The sequence below is a fragment of the Intrasporangium chromatireducens Q5-1 genome, assembly GCF_000576575.1.
Taxonomy (GTDB): Bacteria; Actinomycetota; Actinomycetes; order Actinomycetales; family Dermatophilaceae; genus Intrasporangium_A; species Intrasporangium_A chromatireducens.
The window spans coordinates 1-1,984 of the sequence record NZ_AWQS01000423.1; the positions used below are offsets into that span (position 1 = coordinate 1).

General features: G+C 71.6%; 2 protein-coding genes. Both read right to left on the reverse strand.

Annotated features, from left to right (window positions below; translation table 11 throughout):
• A partial coding sequence (locus N864_RS21850; protein WP_034722469.1) for an Fpg/Nei family DNA glycosylase occupies positions 1-482 on the reverse strand: 482 nt, incomplete at its 3' end.
• A 3-nt stretch (positions 483-485) separates the two neighbouring features.
• Positions 486-1,580, reverse strand: coding sequence for a ParB/RepB/Spo0J family partition protein (locus N864_RS21855; protein WP_034722471.1), 1,095 nt, complete (start codon positions 1,578-1,580; stop codon positions 486-488).
• Positions 1,581-1,984: the final 404 nt, after the last annotated feature.

Here is a 1,984-nt window from a genome sequence, read left to right on the forward strand (position 1 = left end):
ACGCCGGCCACGACCGCTTGGTCCATCAGGAGTGCGCCGATGCCACGACCCGTCCGGCGGAGGCGAGCGAGGGCGAGCTGGGGATCCGCCTTGGGGTCGAGCGGGTCGGGGCCAAGTGCGGACCGGACCGACTCACGGGCCTGCTCGTCGATGAGGGCGCACACCATGGGGCCGCGCAGGTCGGCGTAGTGGCCCTCGCCGACGAGGCGCAGGCGGACGGCGCCGACCGGTTCCGGGGGCCGCCGCTCGAAGGGGATCACCGGAAACGTGCCGATCAGGCCGAGGTGCACGTGCAGGATCCGGTCGTCGATGTCGACGAAGAGGTGCTTCCCGTCGGCCAGCGCCCCTTCGAGCACTCGTCCGTCGAGCAGCGCGGCGTCGGCGGCGAACCGTCCCTGCGGGCTGGTCACCTCGACCGGTCGCTCACCGAAGGCGCGCACGAGGCGGTCGGCGAGCGCGTGGATCGTGTGGCCCTCGGGCATCGGTCAGGCCACGTCCTCGATGCCCATCAGCGCCAGGATGCGGCGCAGGTCGTCCACCGAGGCGAACTCGACGGTGATCTTGCCCTTGCGTTGTCCGAGCGAGATTCCCACGCGGGTGTCGAGCCGATCGGCCAGCGTCGCGGTGTAGTCGTCGAGCTGCGGGTGTCGGCCGCCCGGCCGGGGCCGTCGCGGCTTGGCCGGGGTCTCGGCGTCCCCGAGCGCGACGATCTCCTCGACCGTCCGCACGGACAGACCCTCGGCGACGATGCGCTGCGCCATCCGCTCCATCGCGGCGCCGTCCGCCATACCAAGCAGCGCCCGGGCGTGGCCGGCGGATAGCACCCCCGCCGCCACGCGGCGCTGGACGAGGGGCGGCAGCTTGAGGAGACGAAGCGTGTTGGAGATCTGCGGGCGGGAGCGTCCGATCCGGGCGGCGAGCTCCTCTTGGGTGCAGCCGAAGTCGTCAAGCAGCTGCTGGTAGGCCGCTGCCTCCTCGAGCGCGTTGAGCTGGCTGCGGTGCAGGTTCTCCAGCAGCGCGTCGCGCAGGAGGTCGTCGTCCTTGGTGTCCTTGATGATCGCGGGGATGACCTCGAGCTCGGCCTCCTTCGAGGCACGCCAGCGGCGCTCACCCATGATCAGCTCGTACGCGACGCCGTTCTCCGCACCGTCGGCCGCGGCGGTGACCCGACGCACGACGATCGGCTGGAGGATGCCAATCTCCTTGATCGAGTGGACGAGCTCGGCGAGCTGGTCCTCGTCGAAGACGGTCCGCGGCTGCTTCGGGTTGGGCCGGATCGCCGCGACCGGGATCTCGGCGAACTCCGCACCCGGCACGGGCGCGAGCTCCGGGCCGGCGGCGCCATCCTCAGCCCCGGTGACGACGTCGACACTCGTCGACTGTCCGTCGTGGGCGGCATCGTTCGCGGCCGCCCCGCTCGGCGTCACCGACTCGCCCGCCTCGCCGTTCGACTCCGGCTGCACTGCGACGCTGCGCTGCTCAGGGAAGAACACGTCGACGGGCCGCCCCGCCCCGGTCGACGGCCCACTCGGGATCAGTGCTCCGAGTCCTCGTCCGAGCGCCCGCCGCTTCTCCGCCATGCCTACTCCTCTGCTTGTCGCGCGCCTCTCGCGCCACCGGCAGTCTAGGGGTTCGGCGCCCGCTTCCCGCGCACCCCTCGCCCCGCCCTGAGTGCGGCTGTTTCACGTGAAACGCCCCCGCTCGACCCTGGCCCAGGAACAACTCCCAGGTGCGCACGTCCGCTCCGTTTCACGTGAAACGCTGGCGACATGTCAGCCGGCCCCGTTCCGGATGTTTCACGTGAAACCAGCGCGGCGAGGTGAAGGGTGAGTGGCGGGGGTCGTGCCGTGATGCGGTCTGGTGGCTGGGAGGAAGCGCGGAGCGCGAGCGACTCATCAGCGGCACCCTTGTGGACAAAGGAACCCCGTCAGCGTGACCGTGCCGCTGATGCTCGGAGCGAGCGCCCGCGCAGCCTCCCAGCGGG

Coding starts and splice junctions, on each gene's coding strand:
- N864_RS21855 (WP_034722471.1), bottom strand. CDS start 1,580: ATGGCGGAGAAGCGGCGGGCGCTCGGACGAGGACTCGGAGCACTGATC.